Here is a 22,498-nt window from a genome sequence, read left to right on the forward strand (position 1 = left end):
ACACGGCGCCTGAGTGGCCACGGGTAGCCGGGCGCTCTCCTGGGTAGAGGGAGATCCATGCCTCAACCCGGAGAGTTGCTCGGCGGACGTTACCGGTTGGACGATCGCATCGCCGCCGGTGGCATGGGAGAGGTCTGGCAGGCGACCGACACCGTCCTCAAGCGGGGTGTCGCGGTCAAGACTCTCCTCGCCGACCGGGCGGCCGATCGTGGCTTCCAACGGCGCTTCCAGCATGAGGCGCGGGCCCTTGCGGCGCTACGGCATCCGGGTGTCGTCACGGTGTACGACTTCGGCAGCACCGAAGCCGAGGACGCCTATCTGGTCATGGCCCGCGTCGACGGAGAGCCGCTGAACCGGATGCTCGCCCGGCGTGGGCGTCTGACACCGTCCGAGACGATGTCCGTCGTCGCCCAGGCGGCCCAGGCGTTGGAGGCAGCGCACAAGGCCGGGATCGTGCACCGCGATGTCAAGCCCGGCAACCTCCTTGTCGAACCGGACGGCACGGTGGTGCTCGTCGACTTCGGGGTGGCACGGTCCGCGCATTCCGGAACCGTCACGGGCGCCGGTGAGGTCGTGGGCACCGCCCTCTACATCGCTCCCGAGCAGGTGGCCCGGCAGGAGACCGGCCCGGCCGCGGACGTCTACGCACTGGGCGCCCTCGCCTATCACTGCCTGGCCGGGCACCCACCGTTCCAGGGCACGAACCCGATCGCCATCGCCCTGCAGCATCTGGACGAGGACCCGCCGCCGCTGCCGGACGACATCCCGGCCGACGTGTGCGCGGTGGTACGGACCGCCATGGCCAAGAACCCCGCGAACCGTTTCCCGTCCGCGGGCTCCATGGCACAGGTGGCAACCTCAGCGGCGACCGGCATGACCCGGCAACCGGCTGGGGCGGCCGGAACCGGCGATCCGGCGAACGGGAACGCCCGGCCGGACACCCCGGAACTTGACGCCACCGCCCCGGACATCCCGGTGCACGGCACAACCGGATCGGACGCCGGAACCGGCGATCCGGCAAACGGGAACACCCGAGCGGGCATCCCGGAACCCGACGCCACCGCCCCGGACATCCCGGTGCGGGCCACGACCGGATCGGACGCCGGGAACGCCCGGCTGGGCATCCCGGTGGACGGCACGACCGGATCGGATGCCCGGTCCGGCAGTGGCGTGATCGGGGACAGGTACGGGCTCGCCGCCACCAAAGCTGGTGCTCCCTGGATCGGCGTGGTGGGCATGAGTGTGCTCGACGCCACCTCGGACGAGGGCGACTACGACGACGACTCGCAGACCTACGACGACGGGCACCACCACGGCGACGCGCACCACGAGGACGCGCAGAACTACGACGACGCGCGCGACCCCGGCAATGCGCGCGACCCCGGTGATGGGACCGGCACACAGATCGACGGGGATGGGACCGGCACACAGATCGACGCATTTCGCGGCGCGGAAGTACTGCCCGCAACCGCACAACGTATCGGCGCCGGCGGCTACGCGGCCGAGATCGCCGAGACCACCGGGACCGGCACGCCGGACGGCAGCGTTGCGGGCCGTCCAGGAGCGGAAACCGCACCCCAGCAGGTCCGTCCCGACAGATCAGCCATGGCAGCCGTGCCGGGAACCGCGACAGCCGGCCCCTTCAAGTCCGGCAGCGGACGGACTGGTGACGGAACGAGAGGGGCCCGGCCGGCCACGCCGGTGATCCCGGCAGCGGCGAGTGCGGCGGATGACCGCCCGCACTCGCCACTTCCGGACGCGGGCACCGGCTCCGGCGCCCGGAAGCGGCGGCTTCTGCCGGTTCTGGTTCTTGCTGCCGTCGTCCTGTTCGGTGCCGTGGGAACGCTGCTGATCGCCGACCCTTTCAAGCTTTTCGTGAACGATCTGAAACCGACATTGAACGCGCCGGCAGCTCCGCCGACTTCGGCCGGCCGTTCGTCGTCGGCCAAGACCGGTGGCGCAAATGCCGGGGAGGTCGCCGACAAGCCGGAGAAGACCGAGCGGAATCAGGATGCGGGCACACGGTCACCCAGTCCGGCGGCTACCCGGCCGGCCCAGGAGACCCCGGCCACCACCGAGCCGGCCGGCGAGGCGACAACCGGTACGACCCCCACCCCGGAGCAGACCACTACGAGTCCGCCCGAAACCGAGGCACCGGACGAGAACGAGAACGAAACGGACGAGAACGAGGCCGGCTGACCTGAGCGAAGCTGGTCGAGAACAAAGGCCGGCCGCAAGGAAAGGCACGCAACCGGGCACACGGCGCACACCGTTCGGCAGATCAGGCGAGGACGTCGCGCGGGTAACGACCCGTCTCGAACAACGGCGACATCCGGCGTCCGAGTTCCGCGCGCTCAGCGCCACCTGATCGGTGACGACTTCATCCAGCGCGACGGGGCGGGCCAGCGCACCTCTGCACCGTTCCGCGCGGCGCCGGCCCGCTCGCGACCGAGGGCGAGCGCACCGGTGCCGTCCCGGCCGCACCGGTCGGCGGACTACTGCACACCGAGGTCAACGGGACGATGCGAAGACTGATCGGTTCCGGTCAGGCCGACGACGCGGGTTTCGCGGTGGCGGTCGAGCTATCGACAGCCGGCGTGGCCTCGCGGGAATGAGACGAACTCACCATTAAGTCGTGATGAACCGGCTGTGGAAGACGCGTGTCCGCGCAGGTAAGCTCGGCCCCCGATCCCGGCCGGTCACTCATCACTAGGTAGGACATGTCGGTCACATACGACACCCAACTCCACAGTGCGCGGCCGGCATCCGGCCCGCCGAGTGCGCCCGCACACCTAGGTTTCCGACCGGATATCGAAGGTATGCGAGCGGTCGCTGTGACACTCGTCGTCCTTTCGCACGCCGGCATCGGCGCCCTCGAGGGCGGCTACGTCGGCGTCGACGTGTTCTTCGTCATCTCCGGGTTTCTGATCACCACGCTGCTGCTCAAGGAGCTGACCAGGACGGGACGCGTGTCCCTGGCCACCTTCTATGCCCGTCGCGCCACCCGGTTGCTGCCCGCGTCCACCGTCGTCCTGCTGGTCACGGTGATCGCGAGCTGGCTGTGGATCCCGGCCACCCGGTTCAAGTCGATCGCCGCCGACGCGATCTACGCGACCTTCTACGGCATCAACTGGCGCCTGGCGAACGAGGGCGTCCAGTACATGAACGCCGACGCCGAGCCGTCCCCGCTGCAACACTTCTGGTCGCTCGCCGTCGAGGAGCAGTTCTACCTGGTCTGGCCGCTCCTGTTGCTGATCTTCGCGCTGCTCTGGGGCCAACGGCGCGCGCCCGTCGTGATCACCCTGGTGCTGGTCGTCGCCGTGTCACTGACGGTGAGCGTCCTGCAGACCGCGTCGTCGGCGCCGTGGGCCTACTTCGGGGCGCACACCCGCGCCTGGGAACTCGCTGTCGGCGCGCTGATCGCGGTGGCCGCGGTACGGCTGGCCGCGCTCCCCCGTACCGTGGCCGCGGGTTTGACGTGGGGTGGTCTCGCAGCCGTCGTCGTCTCGGCGTTCCTCTACACCGAGGAGACGGCCTTCCCCGGCTACGCCGCGATGCTGCCGGTGCTCGGCTCGGCCGCGATCATCGCGGGTGGCACCTCCGCCCCGCGCGGCGGCGCCGTGGCGATCCTCGGCACGTGGCCGTTCCAGCAGATCGGCAAGTACTCGTACAGCTGGTATCTGTGGCACTGGCCGGTCCTCATGATCGTCCCGCACATGCTGGACACCGAGCCGAACGTGCCTCTCAACCTGGGCCTGGCTGCCGGCGCCCTGCTGCTGGCGATCGGCTCGTACCACCTGGTGGAGAACCCGGCCCGGAACCAGGCGTGGGTCAAGGCGCGTGCCCGGCGCGGTCTGGCCGCCGGCCTGGCGCTCTCCTCGCTGGCCGCACTGGTCGCGCAGGCCGGCATCATGAATCCGCCGCAGCTGGCCAAGGGCGCCCCGGCGGTCGACACGGCGCGGATCGTGGCCACGTCGGGCGGCCCGGAGGCCGAACTCCAGCGGATCATCGCGGCCTCGGTCGGCACCGGCGAACTGCCCGTCAACATCACGCCCAAGGTGGAGACCGCGCGCCGGGACAAACCCGACTACTACGCCGTCAACTGCCACCTGGAGTACCTCGAGACAGTCGCGCCCGGCCCCTGCGCCTTCGGCGACCCGGCCGGCAGACGGACCGTCTACCTCTTCGGCGACTCGCACGCGGCGCACTGGTTCCCGGCCATGGACGCCATCGCCCGGCAGCGCGGCTGGAAGCTGATGGTCCGCACCAAGAGCGCCTGCCACGCGGCGTCGGTGCGCACCTTCAGCACCGCCCTCAAGCGCGCCTACACCGAATGCCCGGTCTGGCGCGAGCAGGTCCTCGCCGAGATCAAGCAGGCCAAGCCGTACCTGGTGGTGGTCTCGTCCAGCGGCAACGACGGCAACCCGCTGCTGAACGACGCCGGCAACCGGCTCACGGCCCCGGCCGCGACCGTCGACCCGCTGTGGGCGGCCGGCTGGGACACCACCTTCCGCGCCGTCAAGGGCCCGAAGACCACCCTGGTGCAGATCCGGGACACGCCGTGGCCGGGGCACGACGCGCCGGAATGCATCGCCGAACACTCCCGCCGGATCTCCCGGTGCGTGGCACCGGCCGCCGAGTCGGTGGCGCTGCCCGCCCGGCAGGTGCTCGTCGACCGTACCGCTCGCACCCACGGCGTCCGGGTGGTCGACCCGGTGCCGTGGTTCTGCACCGAGGATTCCTGTCCCGCGGTGGTCGGCAACATCCTGGTCTGGCGCGACGACGACCACATCACCACGAAATACGCCTCGATGCTGATCCCGCTGCTCTCCGCGCGACTGCCCAGGTGAGGAACGCCCGGCTGCCCAGGTGAAGAACGCGCCTGCCCAGGTGAACAACGGAAACGGCCACGCCACCGCGTCGAAGGACATGGAGGCGTGGCCGTTGGCGTGTTTTGATCAGGCAGGCAGCACCTGACGGTTACATGTCCGAAACTTCCACCTGCGAGCATTCCGGGGCGCGATCAGGAGGTTCCCTTTGTTCCTCAGCCAGCACGAGCAGGAACGACTGCTCATCCACGTCGCGGCTGACGTCGCCCAGCGTCGCCGCGACCGCGGCTTGAAGCTCAACTATCCGGAGGCCACCGCCATCATCACCGCCTTCCTCCTGGAAGGAGCGCGCGACGGCCGGACCGTCGCCGAGCTGATGGACGCCGGCCGGCGGGTGCTCACCCGCGGGGACGTCATGGAGGGTGTGCCCGAGATGCTGGCCGAGGTGCAGGTGGAGGCCACGTTCCCGGACGGCACCAAGCTCGTCACCGTGCACGGGCCGATCTCATGACGATCCCCGGCGAGATCCTTTTCGGCGACGGGGACATCGAGATCAACCCCGGGAAAGCCACGATCGCCATGACCGTACGCAACACCGGCGACCGGCCGGTGCAGGTCGGATCGCACTTCCACTTCGCCGAGTCGAACGCGGCCCTGGATTTCGACCGGACGGCCGCCTGGGGGCACCGGCTGAACATCCCGGCCGGCACGTCGGTCCGGTTCGAGCCCGGCATCCCGCGCGACGTCACCCTGGTGGCGCTCGGCGGCAACCGCATCGTGCCCGGCCTGCGCGGTCTGGCCGGCGGCCCGCTCGATCAGGCTCCGCCGCCACCCGAACCCGACCTTACCGACATCGAGCCGGCCGGTTCCCTCTACGAGGACGAAGGTACCGGCGAGCACAACGGGAGCCCCCGGTGAGCACACTGGACCGTCGCCGCTACGCGGCACTGCTCGGCCCGACCAAGGGCGACCGGATCCGGCTCGCCGACACCGACCTGCTGATCGAGATCGAAGAGGACCGCAGCTCCGGGCCGGTCCCCGGCGACGAGGTCGTCTTCGGCGGCGGCAAGGTGATCCGTGAGTCGATGGGCCAGGGCCGGGCCACTCGCGCCGAGGGCGCCCCCGACACCGTCATCACCGGCGTCGTGGTGCTCGACCACTGGGGCATCGTCAAGGCCGACGTCGGCATCCGCGACGGCCTGATCGTCGCACTCGGCAAGGCCGGCAACCCGGACACCATGGACGGCGTGCACCCCGACCTGGTCATCGGCCCCGGCACCCAGATCCTGGCCGGCAACGGCAAGATCCTCACGGCCGGCGCGATCGACAGCCACGTGCACCTGATCAGCCCGACCATCCTGGACACTGCCCTGGCCGCCGGCATCACCACCATCATCGGCGGTGGCACCGGCCCGGACGAGGGCACCAAGGCCACCACGGTCACCCCGAACGCCTGGCACCTGGCCCGGATGCTGGAATCGCTGGACACCTGGCCGATCAACGTGCTGCTGCTCGGCAAGGGCAACACGATGTCCGCCGATTCCCTGTGGGAACAACTGCGTGGCGGCGCCGGTGGCTTCAAACTGCACGAGGACTGGGGCACCACACCCGCCGCCATCGACGCCTGCCTCACCGTGGCCGACGCCTCCGGGGTGCAGATCGCCATCCACACCGACACCCTCAACGAGGCCGGATTCGTCGAGGAGACACTGCGGGCCATCGCCGGCCGGTCGATCCACGCCTATCACACCGAAGGCGCGGGCGGCGGGCACGCGCCGGACATCATCACGGTCGCGTCGCAACCGAACATCCTGCCGTCGTCGACCAACCCGACCCGGCCGTACACCCGCAACACCCTCAGCGAGCACCTCGACATGCTGATGGTCTGCCACCACCTGAACTCGGCGGTCCCCGAGGACCTGGCGTTCGCCGAGAGCCGCATCCGGCCCTCGACCATGGCGGCCGAGGACTACCTGCACGACCTCGGCGCGATCAGCATGATCGGCTCCGACTCCCAGGCCATGGGGCGGGTCGGTGAGGTCGTCACCCGTACCTGGCAGACCGCGCACGTCATGAAGGCACGCGTCGGGGCCCTGCCCGGCGACGGCGCCGCCGACAACAACCGCGCCAAACGGTACGTCGCCAAGTACACGATCTGCCCCGCTGTCGCACACGGCATGGCCGAACAGGTCGGCTCGATCGAACCCGGCAAACTGGCCGACCTCGTCCTCTGGGACCCGGCGTTCTTCGGCGTACGGCCGGCGCTCGTCATCAAGGGCGGCATGATCGCCTACGCGCAGATGGGCGACGCGAACGCCTCCATCCCCACGCCGCAGCCCATGCTGCCCCGCCCGATGTTCGGCTCCTACGGTGTCGTCCCGGCACAGACGTCACTGGCCTTCGTCGCTCCCGCAGCCATCGACGCGCTGCTCAACGACCGGATCGGTGTCCGGCGGGCGCTGGTCCCGGTCAGCGACACCCGCTCGGTCGGCAAGGCGGACATGCCGCTCAACAACGCCATGCCGCGCATCGAGGTGAAGGCTGACACCTTCGAGGTGCGCATCGACGGCCAGGTCATCGAACCCGACCCGGTCGACGTGCTCCCGATGGCCCAGCGCTACTTCCTCTTCTGACATGCCACCCCGCCCCGGCGCCATGGCTGCCCTCCGCCACCGCTCCCCCTCCGCCCAACTGGTGAGTTTCAGGTCGGACGTCCCACCCGAACCTCACACGATCGCCAGGAAGGCATGCGCGGCAGGCAGTGCGGAGGCCGCGGGCGCGGCGGAGGCGGCAGGCGCGGGGACGGGAGTGCCGGCATGAGTGTTGCCACGTTGCTGCTGCTGGCGGACGGGCGGCTGCCGTCGGGCGGGCATGCGCACTCCGGCGGGCTCGAGCCGCAGATCGCCGCGGGGCGGGTACGCGACCTCCACGGCCTGGACGGTTTCCTGCGCGGCAAGCTGGCCACCGGCGGTCTGGTGTCGGCGGCCTTCGCGGCGGCGGCCTGCGCCGATGTCGCCCGGAGCGCCGAACTCGACGCCGGTCTGGACGCGCGCACCCCGTCGCCGGCGCTGCGCAAGGCCTCGCGGGCGCAAGGTCGCGCACTGCTGCGGGCCGGGCGGGCGATGTGGCGGCTGGCTCCGATCGGCCGGGAGCCGCATCAGCCGGTCGCGCTGGGTGTTCTGGCCGCGGCTGCCGGGCTGACGCCCGCCGATGCCGCGATTGCTGCGGCGCACGGTCTGGTGACCGGCTCGGCGAGTGCGGCGGTCCGGCTTCTCGGCCTTGATCCGTACGCGGTGCACGCGCTCCTGGCGCGGCTCGCCCCTGAGTGTGACCGGATCGCGGCGGAGGCCGCGGCACGGTCCGGCGTCCCGGTCGACGATCTGCCGGCCGCGGGCGCTCCACTGCTCGACATCGGCGCCGAGCACCACGCCACCTGGGAGGTGCGGCTCTTCGCCTCCTGAGGAGCCGTACGAGGTGAGGAGCCGTACGAGGTGCGGTTCCCTGCCTCCTGAGAGGCCACCCTGAAGAGCCGCACCGAACGCATCGTGAAGGGCAGGAAAAAATGCATCCGGAACTGCACGAGCACGGGCCCGACGTGGTTCCGCACACGCACCCGGAACCCGGTGTCGATCCGCATCAGCCGCTCGACGGCGGGCCGCGGGCTCTGCGCATCGGTATCGGCGGCCCGGTCGGGTCGGGCAAGACGGCACTGGTCGCGGCTCTGTGCCGGGCGCTCGGCGACGAGTTGCGGCTCGCGGTCGTGACGAACGACATCTACACCACCGAGGACGCCGACTTCCTGCTGCGTAACGGCGTACTGCCGGAGGAGCGGATCCGTGCGGTGGAGACCGGCTGCTGCCCGCACACCGCGATCCGCGACGACATCTCGGCGAACCTGGATGCCGTCGAGGACCTCGAGGAGAAGCTCGGGCCGCTGGATCTGGTCCTGGTGGAGAGCGGCGGTGACAACCTGACCGCGACGTTCAGCAAGGGGCTCATCGACCAGCAGATCTTCGTGGTCGACGTGTCCGGCGGGGACAAGGTGCCCCGCAAGGGTGGCCCCGGTGTGACGGCCGCCGACCTGCTCGTGATCAACAAGACGGACCTGGCGCCGCTTGTCGGCGCGGACCTGTCGGTGATGGACCGGGACGCGCGGGCACGGCGGCACGAGCTGCCGACGGTCTTCCTGTCCCTGGCCGAGGACAAGCAGGCCACGCCGGTCGCCGACTGGATCCGTGGCCTGGTCGCGGCCCGGGTCTGAAGGTGCGGGCGGACGCTGGGGTCGTCGCGGCGGGTGATGGTCGGGGCGGTACCCGGCTCGTCGTGCTGCGCGGGGAGTCGCCGCTGCTGCTGCGGCGGACCGGGCAGCCGGTGGACGGATGGGTGACGGTTCACCTGGTCGGCGGGGCGGCCGGGCCGCTGCGCGGCGACGAGTTGCGGCTGAACCTCGAGGTCGGTCCGGGAGCCCGCCTGGAGATGCGCAGTGTGGCGGCGTCGCTGGCTCTGCCGGGGCGTCCGGCGCCGCCGTCGCGGCTGACGATCACCGCCTCGGTGGCGGCCGGCGGCATGCTCCGCTGGCTGCCGGAGCCGCTGATCGCCGCGGCCGGCTGCGACCACATCGCGGTGACCAGGGTCGACGTGGCGGAGGGCGGCACGTTGCTGTGGCGTGACGATCTGGTCTGCGGGCGGCACGAGGAGCGGTCCGGCACGGTCCGGCAGGACACCATGATCCGGTACGGCGGAGTCACGCTCTACCGGCACGAGCTTTCTGTCGGTCCCGGGGCACCCGGATGGGAGGGCGCCGCGGTGCTCGGCGGTCGTGCCGTCGGCACGCTGGTGGCGGTCGGTACGGAGCTGCCCCTGGGTACGGCCGGCCCGGACGCCGCGGTGATGCCGCTGGCCGGTGGGGGAACGCTTGCCAGCGCGGTCGGCGCCGACATCCGTTCGGTGGCCGCCGCCCTCAACCCGCTGTGCGAGCAGCGCGCTCCCCTGCCCACGGCTTGGCGCCCCGCCTCGGCGGTGCCTGGCCGGTGACGCCGGGAGGGCGGCCCGCCGGCCGCCCTCCCGTTGTTCCGCCCGCCTCAGGCAGCGACGGCGATCGGCACGCCGTGGCTGTCGGTGAGTGCCAGCCTGGTGTGCAGGCTGCCCTGCTGGGCCACCTTCGCGAAGTACTCCGACCGCCGTCGCTGCAGGCACCCCTTGCGGGTACGGGGGCCGCCCGCCGCCACGGTGAGCAGTTCCGGCGCGAGCGACGAGTTCAGTCCTTCACGCAGCAGGCGCAGCGCCTCGGTCCGCAGCTGGGAGATCCGGGACTCGGTCACGCCGAGCCGGGCCGCCACCTCGCTGAGTGGTTGCTCCTGGAGGAACGATTCCTCCACCACCTGCCGCAGGCGTTCCGGCAGCGCCTGGATGGCCTGATGCAGATAGCCGAGTCGTTCTCGCTTGAGCAGCAGGTCCTCGGGCCCCTCCGACGTCTCGGGCACCATCTCCTCGGCCGCTCCGGTGGGGAATCCCTGAAGGCTGAGCAGGGAGGCCTTCTGGACGTCGTCCTCGACACTGGCGAGTTCGGAGACGCCGATGCCGAGCATCTCGGCCACCTCGGCGTCACTGGGCGTACGGCCGAGCGCTGCGGTCAGCTCCTGACGTGCGGTGGCGGCGCGGCGGGCCCGGGCCCGCACCGATCGGCTCGCCCAGTCCTGGCCGCGCAGTTCGTCAAGCAGGGCGCCGCGGATCCGGACGGCGGCGAAACGGTGGAAGGGGATGCCGCGGGTCACGTCGAAAGAACGGGCCGCGCCGAGCAGAGCCGCAAAACCGGCCGACGAGAGGTCATCCGCGTGGACATGGCCCGGCACCCGGTTGAGCAGTTCCCGGACCAGGTGGCCGACCATCGGCATGTTCTCGCGAATCAGGTCCTCGATGTCACGCGCGGACGGCGCGTCGTGGATCGTGCCGATGGCGGCGGGGAGTTCGGTCGTGGTGGTCACGTATGTCCTCCTCGCTGGTACTAACCGGCTGGTGAAACCGGCTTACGAGAAGAACAGTGATGGCCGTCGGGTGCAGCGGGAGCCGAAATCGGTTGCTTTTGTGGAGTTTTTTCATGAAAAACCTCAGGATCGGGGGGACCACCACGGACCCATGAGGTTTAAACACCGGACCCGGCCGTAGTTCACGGCCGGGTCCGTAAGAGGCAGGGACGTCAGTGCAGTACGGGTGCGCGCATCTGCAACACCTGGGCCAACTCGGCGTGCACCCATGCCATCCGCCGCACCGCGACGTCCGGGTGGTCACCGAACTCCTCCGCCACACCGGCTGCGCAACCGTCACTGCCGTACCGCAGGATCATGGACGTGATCGCCTCCTGCACGGCCACCCGGGTGGGACTCTGGGACGGCTGCAGGTGCGAGACGAAAAGCGCCTCGGCGGCCAGGTCCTTCACTGCTGTGCTGATCATCTGTCGAACTCCCCGATGTCGACGACCTGCTTTAACTCGGCTGACACCACGATGTACCCGGGTCCTCGCCCATCATCCACTCGGGTGTCGCGCAGGCCGGCAGCCACGCCGTGCCCAAATGCCGCGACCCGGACACCCGGATCGGAGCAGAAGCGCCTGTCGGTCTGAGTTCACCGTAACGCGGTGGTACACCGTTCGGCCTTCGGTTTTCCGTGGCCGAACGGATGCAGAACCACGTACTGTCAGTCACCGGTTGTCGGACAGTCGTCGAAGTCGACGTCACAGTCGTCGGCCGGCAGCACCGGCGGCGGCGAGTTGGTCGGGGTCGTCGTCTCGACCACCGGAACGGTCGACGGACCCACCGACGGTGGCACCGACGGCTCCACAGAGATCGTCGGCCCTCCACCGCTCGACCCGGTGGACGGTGTACCGGTGCCGGGGTTCGGCTTGCCGGTCGGCTTCGTCGTGCCCGGGGTCGTCGGCGTCGGCGTGATGTGCACGCTGCCGCTCGGGCCGATCGAGATGCCCGGGGACGTGGTCGGGTTACCGAAGCGCACCTGGCCGTTGTCCAGGTGCTCGACCGGCAGGGACGGCTGGCCCGGCTCCGCGGAGACGTACGTCTCGCAGGTCTGGTCGTTGAGTTTGAAGACCATCGGGGCCAAGTTGCTCTCGATGTACCGCCCGGTGATCTGCACGGTGGTGGTGCGCTGCGGTTCGATCGCCGCCTTCGACGTCACCCGGACCTGGCGGTCCTGCTGGGTCAGCGCGACCTTGCCCGTGCCCTTGAGCACCTGGTCACCCGGCATCAGGAACCACAGGTTCCATCCGTCGACCGGGACGTCGGCGCGGTTGGCCAGGGTCACCTGCGCCTTGAACCGGCCGTCGGCGTCCGACCAGACCGCGTAGCTGACCACACACTCGCCGGACGCCGGGACGACACTCGGCCCCGGTGTCGCACCGCTCCCGGCGGCGGTGGCGGGGTCCCGGCCCGACTGCCCGAGAGCCGTCCAGCCGTAGGTCAGACCGCTCAGCACCGCGACCGTACCGGCGACGACCACGATCCGGCGGACCCGTACCTGCGTACGGTTCGGCGGCCGGCCGGCCGGTGGGGCCGGCGGCGGGGCACCGGCGCCGGGACGCAGCGGAGGAGCCTGCGAGGGAGTACGTGCGGCGGCATTACCGGCCGCGGAGGGATCGGTCGCCGCCGCGGCGACGATCGGGTGCACCGCGTCCGGATCCGTCGGCCCCGGCGCGTCCACGGTGGGCCGGTCACCCGCCGCGGCAGCCGCCGGACCGAAGCCCGAGTACGGATACCCGGAGGGAAGGATGAAGGTGTCCTCGCCGTCCTCCCAGTCCGCGTCGAAGCCGGAGGTGACCAGTGGCGCCCCGGCCGAGATGCCGGCCAGCACGCTCGCCAGCTCGGCGCTGGACGGCCGGTCGACCGGATGCTTCTCCAGGCAGCGGGCGATCAGGGCCTCGACGGAGTGGGGCAGGCCCTCCACCGGCGGCAGGGGCTCGGGCTCGACGTACTGGTGGGCGCGGAGCAGGGCGGTGGTGGTACCCACGTCCCAGGGGAGCTGGCCGATCAGCATGCGGTAGATCAGCAGGCCGACCGCGTACACGTCGGTGGCCGGGCTGACCTGGCCGCCCTCCAGCCGCTCGGGCGCGAGGTAGGCCGGGGTGCCCATCAGGCTGCCGTCGGGGTCGGTGTCGTTCTCCCCGATCAGGGCCGAGATGCCGAAGTCGACGACCTTGGCACCGGCCGGGGTGAGCATCACGTTGGCCGGGGTGACGTCCCGGTGCACGATGCCGCGAGCGTGCGCGGAGGCCAGCGCGGCCGCCACCTCGGCGCTGATCCGCACCGCGGTGGGCCACGGCAGCATCCGCACCCGGGCCAGGACCGCGGCCAGGGACTCCCCGTCGACGAGCTCCATCACGACGTACGGCACCGGCTCACCGTCGACGGTGGTCGCCTCGCCGTAGTCGTAGACGTTCGTGATGTGCGGGTGCGTGAGGCGCGCAGCTGCCTGCGCCTCCGCGCGCAACCGGCGCCGGAACGAGGGGTCGGCGCTGGTGGACGGCGGCAGGACCTTGACCGCGACCTGCCGGCCCAGGACTTCGTCGAACCCTCGCCAAACCACTGACATCCCGCCGGCACCGAGCCGCTCGACCAGTCGGTAGCGACCAGCGAGCAGGCCCGCGCCGGGCAGGTCCGTCGTGCTCATGTGCCCCCACATGCGCGCTTCGAGGTGAACGCCGGACCGCACCGCCATGCCGTCAGACGCCGGGCGAGTCGGGCCCGTTCATCGGACTCCGAGCATCCCCCATCGACGGCGAGGATGTTAGTCCCTATCGGTCACCAGTTCGACCCACCCCAAGGCCGATCTACCTGCGCATCATCACCGTGTGTTGGCACCGGTGAGACACCCGGAAGGGGTACGCCGTACGCGCGCGGCCACCGCCGCAGCACGTAGCGCCACGACAATGGCTCCGGTTTGCCCGGTTAGTCGGAACTTCCGCTCTCCACCGTCCGGGGAAGCCAACGACGGAAACGTTCACCATAGGTGAGCGTTCAGCTACGCAGGGAGATCAATTTTGTCCATGATCTGTCAACTGTGTCATCCGCGTGCCCGCGTGCCGGTGAGCCGCCGTCCCACCTGAGGCGCCGCCCCGGGCGCTGACGACGGCAGCGCCACGAACCCGGCCGACACCGGCGCCCCACCGGCCGGTGCCACGCCCAGCTCGGCCAGCCAGGCTCGCATCGGCGCCCACTTCTCGTAGATCACCAGGACCACCTCGCCCGGCCCGGCCATCCGCAGCGCCGCGGTCACGGCGTCCCGGTAGCCGTCCGCCCGGACCGCCGTGAGCTGCGGGCGGCGTGCCCGCATCTCCCGCTCCACCAGCCCGGAGACCTCACCGGGGGCCCGGCCCCGCAGGTCGGCGTCCTCGTAGAGCACCACCCGGGTCAGCCCGTCCGCGAGCACCTGCGCCGAGGCGGCCAGCAGGTCGTCGCGCCGGTCCCCGGGCAGCGTCACCGCCGCCACACAGCGTTCGGCACCCCACAGCCGGTGCAGCGTCCGCAGCGTCGCGGCCAGCGCGGCCGGGTTGTGCGCGTAGTCCACGAACACCGCGACGTCACCGAGCCGGAACAGGGTGCCCCGCCCCGGGTTCTCCACGCTGGGGTCGAACTCGGCGAGCCGGTCGACCAGATGCTCCGGGCGGGCGCCCAGCGCGCGGGCGGCGGCGATCGCGGCCAGGGCGTTCGCCGCCACGTGCAGGGCCGCGCCGCCGTACGTCCCGGGCACCTCGGCCAGCCGCACCAGCGGAGTGCGACGGGCCCCGGTCGCCTGCACCAGCCAGCCGTCGTGCAGCACGTACGCCGCCCCGCCCCGCGCCAGATGCTCGGTGAGCACGGGGTTGGCCGGATCCAGCCCGAACCACACCAGCCGTTTACGGTCGGCGCGTACCCGCGGACGGTCGACCAGGCTGCGCACCCATGGATCGTCGACGTTGAGGACGAGCGTCCCGCCGTCCCGGACCCGCTCGGCCACGACCGCCTTGACGTGCGCCAGATCCTCGATCGAGTCGAGTCCGTCCTGACCCAGGTGGTCGGCGGTGATGTTGGTGATCACCCCGACGTCGGTCCAGTCGTAACCGAGACCGCACCGCAGCAGGCCGCCACGGGCCGTCTCCAGCACCGCCACCTCGACCTGCGGGTCACCGAGGACCATCTGCGCCGACCGCGGCCCGGTGGCGTCGGCGACCTGGACCGTCCGGCCGTCGATGACCACGCCGTCGGTGCTGGTCATCCCGGTTCGCATGCCGCTGCCGCTGAGCAGGTGGGAGATCAGCCGGGCCACCGTGGTCTTGCCGTTGGTGCCGGTGATCGCGACGGCCGGGATACGCCCGTCGGACCCGCCGGGGAACATCGCCCGCACGATCGCGTCACCGACGTCGCGGGGCCGGCCGTGCACCGGGGCAAGGTGCATGCGCAGGCCCGGCACGGCGTTGACCTCGATCACCCCGGAGGCGGCCGGCTCGTCGCCGGGCGGCAACGCGACGGCGATGTCCGCCAGGCGCAGGTCGATGCCGGCGATGTCCAGGCCGATCAGCGCGGCGACCCGCTGGCAGAGCCGGGTCACGTCGGGATGCACCTGGTCGGTGACGTCCCGGCTGGTGCCGCCGGTGGAGAGGTTGGCGGTGTCGCGCAGCTGGACCGTCTCGCCGTCCGCCGGGACACTCTGCCGGGTACGGCCCTGACGGTCCAGCACCCGGTCGATGGTCTCGTCCCACTCGATGCGGGTGAGCACCCGGGAGTGCCCGTGACCCCGCCGCGGGTCGGCGTTCACCCGCTCGACCAGATCCGCGACGGTGGCCCGGCCGTCGCCGGTGACGTGCGGGGCGACCCGTTCGGCAGCCGCCACCACCTCACCGGCCACCACCAGGACCCGGTAGTCCCGGCCGTCGAGCTGCCGTTCCACCACCGCCTCGCCATCCACCGCGCGGAAGGCGCGGGCCACCTCGTCCGGGGTGACCAGATGCAGGGTGACATCCCGTCCCTGCCGGCCGTGCCGTGGCTTCACCACCACCGGTCCGCCCAGCTCGCCCAGCAGCCGGACCGCGTCCTCGGCGGTGGCGGCGGCGCCACCGGCCGCGACCGGGATGCCGGCCTCGTCGAGCAGCCTCCGGGTGACGTGCTTGTCCCCGGCGATGTCGACGCCGACGGCGCTGGTCCGATCGGTCATCGCCGCCCAGGCGAGCCGGCGCCGGTGTCCCCACCCGAGCCGCAGCAGGCTGAGGTCGTCGAACCGCTCCACCGGTATGCCGCGCCGCCGGGCGGCCGTGATGATCGACCGGGTGCTCGGGCCGGTGGCTTCGCGCTCGGCCAATGCGGCCAGCCCGGACAGGCGGTCCTCGAGCGCCCGCGCCGGCGGAACGGCCCCGCCGTGCACCTCCCGGACCAGGTCGATCGCGGCGACGAGCAGTTCGCGGGGCACCGGCGACTCGCTGGACTCGTCGATCGGGCACTCCATGATGACGTCGTAGATTCCGGGCTCGCCGGTGCCCACGGTCCGGCCGAAGGTCACGTCCCGGCCGATCAGCTGCGACAGCTCGATGCAGACGTGCTCACTGACGTGCCCGAAGTAGGTGCCGTTGCGCAGCCGGCTGACGAATCCGCCTGGAGCACCGGCCGCGCAATGGTGCTCGGCCAGGCCCGGCACCACCCGCAGCAGGCGCTCGGTGAAACCGGTGCAGTCGGTGGTCTCCACACCGGCCAGGTCTTCCAGCCGCAGCCGGGCCACCACGGCAGGCCGGGAGAGGTAGACGTTGGGGCCGCGCAGGCGGCGCAGGCTCTCGATCTTCATGCGGCTCGTTCCCGTTCTCGGGAGGGCGGGCCGGTGACGGGTCGGCGGCCCGTGAGGTGGAAGGTGCAGCCGGCCGGCAGCACGTGGATGCGGGCCCCGGCGAGCGTGATCGGCCCGGACGGTGGAACCCGGATGTCGGTCGCGGCGCCGGCGTCGACCACCGTCACCGCCCCGCTGCCGAGGACCTCGAAACTGTCGCCTCCGGTCAGGATGGCGGTGTCCTCGTCGATGCCCACGCCCAGCTCGTGGGGGTAGCGGGCGACCGCGCTGAGCAGGCGGTTGAGGCGGCCGCGCTCGGCGAAGTGCTGGTCGATCACCACGCACGGCAGGAACTCGAGCCCCGGGCCGGTGCGTACGCTGTCCGCGGCCACACCGGGGCGGTCGCCCCCGGTGATCATCGTGGCGGACATCATCGCCGCGCCCGCGCTGGTCCCCGCGAGCACCACCCGGCCGGCGGCGACCAGTTCGTGCAGGAGTGTGTCGACGGCGGTGCCGCCCAGCACCCCCGTGATGCGTTCCTGGTCGCCACCGGTGAAGAAGATTCCGGTGGCCGCGCGCAGGACCGGCTCGGCGCCGGGAGCGTTCGCCTCGACCCGTGAGGAGATCCGCAGGGCGCGGACGGAGCCGGCACCCAATGCCTCGAACTCCCCGATGTACGCGGCCTCCGTCGCCTCCGGGGTCTCGCTGGCCGTCGCGATGACCACGATGCGGGCAGCATCCGCTCCGGAGAGTTCGACGAACCGGCGCAGCAGGTCGGACCCCACGGCTCCGCCCATGATCAAGAGTCGGCTGGTCCCCTCCACACTGCTGAGGTTAATCGGAACAAAACCGAAACATCGGGCTAATTCGAATGCGGCTCAGCTTTCCCCGCGCCGCTTCTTGCGGGCCTCGCGCCTCTCCTCGAACCTCGCCGCCTGCGTCTCCAGCGTCTCCATGTGCGCGGCGAGCTCCTCACGCGCCCGCTCGCCGTCACCGCGCAGGTCGGTACGGTCCCAGACGTCCCACTGCCGCAGAACCGGGCTGAGCACCTCGTCGCGGTGCTGACGCAGGTCGTAGATGCCGGCCAGCGCGATCGACAGCGCCTTGCGGCCGAAGCCCTCGATGTTCGCGCCGGGCATCTCGAAAGCCGCCACCACGTCCGTGACCGCCCGCATCGCCTGATCCGGCGCCAGCTCGAACGCCCCGGCCAGCAGGTTGCGGTAGAAGACCATGTGCAGGTTCTCGTCGGCCGCCACCCGGGCCAGCAGCTGCTCGGCGATCGGGTCGCCGGTGGCCCGCCCGGTGTTGCGGTGCGAGATCCGGGTCGCCAGCTCCTGGAACGCCACATACGCGACGGTGTGCAGCATCTCGTCGTTGTGGTCGTTGACGTAGCCGGACTGCATGTGGGCCATCCGGGCCCGCTCCAGCTCGACCGGGTCCACGGCGCGGGTGACGGTCAGGTAGTCGCGGATGGCGATCCCGTGCCGCCCCTCCTCCGCGGTCCAGCGGTGCACCCAGGTACCCCACGCGCCGTCCCGGCCGAAAAGGCTGGCGATCTCGTGGTGGTACGAGGGCAGGTTGTCCTCGGTGAGCAGATTGACGATCAGCGCGGTCCGCGCCACGTCCGGCAGTTTCGAGTCGTCGGGGCGCCACTGCTCGCCGCCGAGCAGACCGTCGAAGGTCCGGCCCTCGCTCCACGGCACGTACTCGTGCGGGAACCACTCCTTGGCAAGCGCCAGGTGCCGGTCGAGGTTGGTGGCCACGACAGGCTCGAGCTCGATCAGCAGCGCGGTCTGGTCCAGCGGCATCCGCTCACCGTAGCCGCTGGACCAAAATCACGCAGCGTCAGCGCGCGGACACGTTCGGGTACAGATCGGTGGCCGGCGGCTGCCAGGTCGCCGCGTCCGCCTCCACCTGCTCGCCGGAACGGATGTCCTTCACCGTGTCCGGCTCACCCGGGAACCAGACGAACGGGACACCGCGCCGATCCGCGTACTGGATCTGCTTGCCGAACTTCGCCGCGGCCGGCGCCACCTCGGTCGCGATCCCCCGCCGGCGCAGGGCCGACGCGATCCGCTCGCTCTCGGCCCGTCTGTCCTCACTGGCCAGGGCGATCACGACGCAGGTCGGCACCGAGCGGGAGACGGTCAGCGCGTCCTGGCCGAAGAGCAGGCCCAGCAGGCGCGACACCCCGATCGAGATGCCGACGCCCGGGAAGCGGGTGTTGCCGACCGACGCCAGGTTGTCGTACCGGCCGCCCGAGGTGATCGAGCCGAACCGCTCGTAGCCCTTCAGCATCGTCTCGTACACCGTGCCGGTGTAATAGTCGAGACCACGGGCGATCTTCAGCTCGGCCCGGACCAGGCCCGGCGCGTGCTCGCCGGCGGTCTCGACGACCTGGAGCAACTCGCCGAGCCCCTCGTCGAGCAGCGGGTCGGACACCCCGAGAGCACGGACCCGGTCGACGAACGAACCGTCGGCGGCCGAGATCTCCGCCAGCGCGAGACAGGCCGCGGCCTGCGCGTCGGTGGCCCCGGCCGTCTCCACGAGGGCGGCCGCCACCTTCTCCGGGCCGATCTTGTCGAGCTTGTCCACCGTACGCAGGACCTGCGCCGTGTCCTCGAGGCCCAGGCCGCGGTAGAAGCCCTCGCACACCTTGCGGTTGTTGACCAGGATCACCGCGTCCGGGATGGGCAGCGACTTGAAGACGTCACCGATCACCAGCGGCATCTCGGTGTCGAAGTGGAACGGCAGCGTGTCCCGGTTCACCACGTCGATGTCGGCCTGCAGGAACTCGCGGTAGCGGCCCTCCTGCGGGCGCTCACCGCGCCACACCTTCTGGATCTGGTAGCGCTTGAACGGGAACTGCAGCTTGCCGTTGTTCTCGGTGACGAACCGTGCGAACGGGACGGTCAGGTCGAAGTGCAGGCCCAGCTGGTCGTCGGACCGCGCGGTGGGGTCGTCCTCCTGCAGACGGCGCAGCAGGTAGACCTCCTTGGAGGTCTCGCCCTTGCTGAGCAGGGTGTCCAGCGGCTCGACGGCGCGGGTCTCGAGGGACGCGTAGCCGTACAGCTCGAAGGTGGATCGGATCTTGTCGAGCACCTGCTGCTCGATGATGCGCTGGGGCGGCAGCCACTCGGGAAAGCCGGAAATGGGCACGTGCGTGTCTCCTAGAGGAAGCGGCCGGGCGCGGCGGTCAGCTCCCGCAGGTACGGGTTCGACGCGCGCTCACGGCCGATGGTGGTGGCCGGTCCGTGGCCGGGCAGCACGACGGTGTCGTCGGCCAGCGGCAGGATCTTGTCCCGCAGGCTGGCCATCATCGTCGGGGTGCTGCCACCCGGCAGGTCGGTGCGTCCGATCGAGCCCGCGAAGAGCACGTCCCCGGAGAGACAGATCTCCTCAGCGTCCCACGAGGAGGTTGCTCCGGGCAGGCGGAACAGCACCGACCCGCCGGTATGGCCGGGCGCATGGTCGACAGTCACCTCGATGCCCGCGATGGTGAGGACCGCGCCGTCGGTCAGCTCGGCCACGTCCTCCGGCTCGGTGTAGGGCAGCCGGCCACCGAACATCGCAGTCAGGTCGGCGCTCAGCCCCTTGGCCGGATCGGCGAGCATCTCCAGGTCAGCGGGGTGCACGTAGGCCGTGATGCCGCGCGCGCCGCAGACCGGGGCCACCGAGAAGGTGTGGTCCAGGTGCCCGTGGGTGAGCAGCACGGCGGCCGGCGACAACCGGTGCTTCGCGAGCGTCTCCTCGAGCTGATCGAGCACACCGATGCCCGGATCGACCACCAGGCACTGCTCACCCGGACCGGCGGCGACCACATAGCAATTGGTGCCGAAGGCCTGGGCGGGAAAGCCGGTGACGAGCACGGTGGCAGCCTCTCGGGAACGAATGCGAATCGTAACGAGAGTAGCCGGACGGGCGCACGCCACTTTCTCAGGAGGTACCCGTACACTCTTGCGGGCGTGTGGCGTGCCGCACCCCTTGACATATACACAGGCGTTCCTGTGATCCGAGGCAGGGAAGGACAGCGTTCGGTGGCTTCCAGCAAGGACCGGCAGCGCAAGCTCGCGCGGGCCAAATTCGACCGGCAGCAGGCCCGCCGGGCCGAGCGTGAGGGCCGCCGTCGCCGGATCACGGCGGGCGTCGGCACCACCCTCGCCGTCCTGCTCGTCGCTGCCGGCGGCGCCTGGATCGGTGGTGTCTTCGACCCCGAGGAGTCCACCGAGACCACCGCCACCGACGTCTGCCTGTGGACGCCGCTCGGCACGGCGAGCAACCCCGATCTCAAGGATGTCGGCACGCCGCCCACGAAGGACATTCCCGATTCCGGCACCTCGACCATGACGATCAGCACCGACAAGGGCGCACCGATCGTGGTCGAGGTCGACGTGGCCAGCTCGCCGTGTGCGGCGACCAGCTTCTCGTACCTGGCCGGCAAGCAGTTCTTCGACAACACCGAGTGCCACGAGCTGACCGCCGAGGGCGCCCTGCGCTGCGGTGACCCGGCCGGCTCCGGGCAGGGCGGGCCGACGTACAGCTACTACGACGAGAACCTGCCGGTCGCGCCGGAGCAGCCGTCGCCGGCGCCCAGCGCCAGTGCCGCGCCCTCCACGCCGGCCCCGGTCCTCTACCCGAAGGGGACGGTCGCCGTGCTCGGCAACCCGCAGGGTGTCAACGGGAGCCAGTTCCTGATCTTCCACAAGGACTTCGCCACCGCCACGCCGGGCTACTCGATCCTCGGGAAGGTGACCGGCGGGCTGGACACGCTCGCCGCGATCGCCAAGACCGAGACGGTCGCCAACAGCACCGGTGACAAGGTCAAGCCGAAGGACAAGATCACCATCAAGACCTTGACCGTCGGCCCCGCATCCGCCGGCACGGCCGCCTCGGCCGCTGCCAGCGCCGCCCCCTCGACAGGTGCCCAATCGTGACTTCTGAAGGCAGAGACAGCAGCATGGAGGAGACCGTGTCGTCGATCAAGGACCGGCAGCGCGCCGCGGCGCGGGCCCGGCTCGAGAAGGAGATGGCCGAACGGGCCACAGCCGCGCGCAAGCGCAGGCAGCGCCAGGCCATCATCGGCTCGGCACTCGCCGTCGTGGTGATCGCCGGTGCGGCCTGGTTTATCGTGCAGGCCACGAAGAAGGACAGCACGGAGGCCGCGGGCGCCCCCTCGGCCAGCGCCGAGCCCAGCGCCGCGGCCCCGACGCCGAGCGCTCCCCCGGCCGGTCCCGGCACGGTCAACTGCCTCTGGACCCCGTCCGAGGAGACCGGTGGCAACAAGGTCAAGGACGTCGGCCTTCCGCCGGTCAACGTGCCGAACACCGGCAAGGCGACCGTCTCCTTCGACACCAACCTCGGTGTCATCTCGGCGCAGGTCGACCTCTCGAAGGCCCCGTGCACCGGCGCCAGCTTCAAGCACCTGGCGGCGAAGAACTTCTTCGAGAACTCGAAGTGCCACCGCATGGTGAACCAGGACGGCTTCAAGGTGCTCCAGTGCGGTGACCCGTTCGCGGTCGGCGCGGGATACCGCGACACCGACGGCACCGGCGGGCCGAGCTACACCATGGTCGAGGAGAACCTCCCGACCGACACCAAGAAGCCGTACCCGGCGGGCTCGATCGCGATGGCCAACACCGGCGCGCCCGGCAGCACCGGCAGCCAGTTCTTCATCTGCTCCGAGGACACCGTCCTGCCGCCGAACTACACGCTGCTCGGTGTCATCGACAACGGCCTCGACATCGTCCGGAACGTGGTCAAGGCCGGCGACGACAAGGCCTTCGAGCCGTCGCCCGGTGGCGGCCACCCGAAGACCGAGGTAGTCATCAAGAAGATGACGGTCGCCTGATCCATCGGCACACGAAGAAGGGCGG

18 protein-coding genes are annotated in these 22,498 nt (G+C 71.0%); 10 read left to right on the forward strand and 8 right to left on the reverse strand.

Translation table 11 applies throughout. From position 1 onward, the window contains the following. Nucleotides 1-57: 57 nt before the first annotated feature. From AB0G04_RS39370 to AB0G04_RS39405, 8 genes are all read left to right on the forward strand, one after another. Nucleotides 58-2,199 (forward strand): protein kinase, encoded by a 2,142-nt coding sequence (locus AB0G04_RS39370; protein ID WP_360994193.1) that lies wholly within the window; start codon nt 58-60, stop codon nt 2,197-2,199. A gap of 620 nt (nt 2,200-2,819) precedes the next feature. Then, a complete protein-coding gene (locus AB0G04_RS39375; protein WP_360994196.1) occupies nt 2,820-4,850 on the forward strand; it encodes an acyltransferase family protein in 2,031 nt (676 codons plus the stop codon). Nucleotides 4,851-5,037: 187 nt separating this feature from the next. Next, nucleotides 5,038-5,340: an urease subunit gamma gene (locus AB0G04_RS39380; RefSeq protein WP_360994199.1), complete on the forward strand. Its 303-nt coding sequence runs from the start codon at nt 5,038-5,040 to the stop codon at nt 5,338-5,340. Beyond that, nucleotides 5,337-5,747, forward strand: a complete 411-nt coding sequence (locus tag AB0G04_RS39385; protein WP_360994202.1) for an urease subunit beta — start codon at nt 5,337-5,339, stop codon at nt 5,745-5,747. Before AB0G04_RS39380 ends, AB0G04_RS39385 begins: the two co-directional genes overlap by 4 nt. Beyond that, nucleotides 5,744-7,462: an urease subunit alpha gene (locus tag AB0G04_RS39390; RefSeq protein ID WP_360994205.1), complete on the forward strand. Its 1,719-nt coding sequence runs from the start codon at nt 5,744-5,746 to the stop codon at nt 7,460-7,462. Before AB0G04_RS39385 ends, AB0G04_RS39390 begins: the two co-directional genes overlap by 4 nt. A gap of 183 nt (nt 7,463-7,645) precedes the next feature. Further along, nucleotides 7,646-8,290, forward strand: coding sequence for an urease accessory UreF family protein (locus AB0G04_RS39395; protein WP_360994208.1), 645 nt, complete (start codon nt 7,646-7,648; stop codon nt 8,288-8,290). A 101-nt stretch (nt 8,291-8,391) separates the two neighbouring features. Beyond that, complete coding sequence (gene ureG / locus AB0G04_RS39400; RefSeq protein WP_360994210.1) at nt 8,392-9,090, forward strand: urease accessory protein UreG; 699 nt, start codon at nt 8,392-8,394, stop codon at nt 9,088-9,090. Between the two features lie 2 nt (nt 9,091-9,092). Next, entirely contained in the window at nt 9,093-9,863 is a 771-nt protein-coding gene (locus AB0G04_RS39405; protein ID WP_360994213.1) for an urease accessory protein UreD, read from the forward strand. 47 nt (nt 9,864-9,910) lie between these two features. On the opposite strand, the gene AB0G04_RS39410 is transcribed toward AB0G04_RS39405, so the two are convergent. The 8 genes from AB0G04_RS39410 to AB0G04_RS39445 form a co-directional block, all read right to left on the reverse strand. Then, nucleotides 9,911-10,813: a sigma-70 family RNA polymerase sigma factor gene (locus AB0G04_RS39410; RefSeq protein ID WP_360994216.1), complete on the reverse strand. Its 903-nt coding sequence runs from the start codon at nt 10,811-10,813 to the stop codon at nt 9,911-9,913. A gap of 212 nt (nt 10,814-11,025) precedes the next feature. Further along, nucleotides 11,026-11,280: a hypothetical protein gene (locus tag AB0G04_RS39415; protein WP_360994219.1), complete on the reverse strand. Its 255-nt coding sequence runs from the start codon at nt 11,278-11,280 to the stop codon at nt 11,026-11,028. Nucleotides 11,281-11,522: 242 nt separating this feature from the next. Further along, nucleotides 11,523-13,505 (reverse strand): serine/threonine-protein kinase, encoded by a 1,983-nt coding sequence (locus tag AB0G04_RS39420; RefSeq protein ID WP_360994222.1) that lies wholly within the window; start codon nt 13,503-13,505, stop codon nt 11,523-11,525. Between the two features lie 393 nt (nt 13,506-13,898). Next, entirely contained in the window at nt 13,899-16,646 is a 2,748-nt protein-coding gene (gene cphA, locus AB0G04_RS39425; protein ID WP_360994225.1) for a cyanophycin synthetase, read from the reverse strand. Then, on the reverse strand, nt 16,643-17,449 hold the full coding sequence (locus tag AB0G04_RS39430) for a cyanophycinase (RefSeq protein WP_360994228.1): 807 nt from the start codon (nt 17,447-17,449) through the stop codon (nt 16,643-16,645). Before AB0G04_RS39430 ends, cphA begins: the two co-directional genes overlap by 4 nt. 54 nt (nt 17,450-17,503) lie before the next feature. Then, on the reverse strand, nt 17,504-18,433 hold the full coding sequence (locus AB0G04_RS39435; RefSeq protein WP_360994231.1) for an acyl-ACP desaturase: 930 nt from the start codon (nt 18,431-18,433) through the stop codon (nt 17,504-17,506). Between the two features lie 37 nt (nt 18,434-18,470). Continuing rightward, nucleotides 18,471-19,784, reverse strand: coding sequence for a histidine--tRNA ligase (hisS, locus tag AB0G04_RS39440; protein ID WP_360994234.1), 1,314 nt, complete (start codon nt 19,782-19,784; stop codon nt 18,471-18,473). A gap of 11 nt (nt 19,785-19,795) precedes the next feature. Next, nucleotides 19,796-20,494, reverse strand: coding sequence for an MBL fold metallo-hydrolase (locus tag AB0G04_RS39445; RefSeq protein WP_360994237.1), 699 nt, complete (start codon nt 20,492-20,494; stop codon nt 19,796-19,798). Nucleotides 20,495-20,662: 168 nt separating this feature from the next. On the opposite strand from AB0G04_RS39445, the gene AB0G04_RS39450 reads away from it, so the two are divergent. Together AB0G04_RS39450 and AB0G04_RS39455 are read left to right on the forward strand one after the other, a co-directional pair. After that, entirely contained in the window at nt 20,663-21,559 is an 897-nt protein-coding gene (locus AB0G04_RS39450) for a peptidylprolyl isomerase (RefSeq protein ID WP_360994240.1), read from the forward strand. A 35-nt stretch (nt 21,560-21,594) separates the two neighbouring features. After that, complete coding sequence (locus tag AB0G04_RS39455; protein WP_360994277.1) at nt 21,595-22,473, forward strand: peptidylprolyl isomerase; 879 nt, start codon at nt 21,595-21,597, stop codon at nt 22,471-22,473. The last annotated feature ends 25 nt before the right edge of the window (nt 22,474-22,498 follow it).

Source organism: Actinoplanes sp. NPDC023801 (genome assembly GCF_040639655.1).
Classification (GTDB): domain Bacteria; phylum Actinomycetota; class Actinomycetes; order Mycobacteriales; family Micromonosporaceae; genus Actinoplanes.

What these genes read in the sequence shown, in the direction of transcription:
- ureG (WP_360994210.1), top strand. Translation starts at nt 8,392, where the DNA reads ATGCATCCGGAACTGCACGAGCACGGGCCCGACGTGGTTCCGCACACG.
- cphA (WP_360994225.1), bottom strand. Translation starts at nt 16,646, where the DNA reads ATGAAGATCGAGAGCCTGCGCCGCCTGCGCGGCCCCAACGTCTACCTC.
- AB0G04_RS39375 (WP_360994196.1), top strand. Translation starts at nt 2,820, where the DNA reads ATGCGAGCGGTCGCTGTGACACTCGTCGTCCTTTCGCACGCCGGCATC.
- AB0G04_RS39415 (WP_360994219.1), bottom strand. Translation starts at nt 11,280, where the DNA reads ATGATCAGCACAGCAGTGAAGGACCTGGCCGCCGAGGCGCTTTTCGTC.
- AB0G04_RS39435 (WP_360994231.1), bottom strand. Translation starts at nt 18,433, where the DNA reads ATGCCGCTGGACCAGACCGCGCTGCTGATCGAGCTCGAGCCTGTCGTG.
- AB0G04_RS39385 (WP_360994202.1), top strand. Translation starts at nt 5,337, where the DNA reads ATGACGATCCCCGGCGAGATCCTTTTCGGCGACGGGGACATCGAGATC.
- AB0G04_RS39370 (WP_360994193.1), top strand. Translation starts at nt 58, where the DNA reads ATGCCTCAACCCGGAGAGTTGCTCGGCGGACGTTACCGGTTGGACGAT.
- AB0G04_RS39420 (WP_360994222.1), bottom strand. Translation starts at nt 13,505, where the DNA reads ATGAGCACGACGGACCTGCCCGGCGCGGGCCTGCTCGCTGGTCGCTAC.
- AB0G04_RS39395 (WP_360994208.1), top strand. Translation starts at nt 7,646, where the DNA reads ATGAGTGTTGCCACGTTGCTGCTGCTGGCGGACGGGCGGCTGCCGTCG.